Genomic DNA, 359 nt, shown 5'->3' with positions numbered 1-359 from the left:
TGCGCAGGCAATGCTCAAGACGTTGGGTTTCCTCTACTACATACAAAACGAGCTCGATCTCCCCTGGTCCGTCGCGGATGACGAGTTCGGTTCAAGCGACGCCTTCGAAGCCGTGAAGGGGCTGATTCCCTATGCCTATGTTGTCTCCGGCTATGGCTTCGTCCAAGATCTTCCTGAACATCTCGAGGGATGTGGCGACGGTCTTTATCTTATCCTCCCTCATTCCTATTTGTGGCCGACATCGAATTTGTGAGAAAGCCTTCGCGCGCCAGATCCAGAATGCCGAGATCTTGCCCGGCGGCGGCCCACAATTCACGCCCAAGCTTATCATTAGGAGATGTGACGGGGATTAGATATTC

1 protein-coding gene is annotated in these 359 nt (G+C 53.5%); it reads left to right on the top strand.

What is annotated here, in order from left to right; translation table 11 throughout:
- The coding region (locus tag EZM41_RS03440) for a hypothetical protein (protein WP_198469548.1) at window positions 1-253 on the top strand (253 nt) is incomplete at its 5' end.
- Between the last annotated feature and the right edge of the window lie 106 nt (window positions 254-359).

The organism is Acetomicrobium sp. S15 = DSM 107314, assembly GCF_016125955.1.
Lineage (GTDB): Bacteria > Synergistota > Synergistia > Synergistales > Thermosynergistaceae > Thermosynergistes > Thermosynergistes pyruvativorans.
The sequence above is the reverse complement of the archived record's forward strand: the minus strand, read 5'-3'. Positions and strand labels throughout refer to the sequence as shown.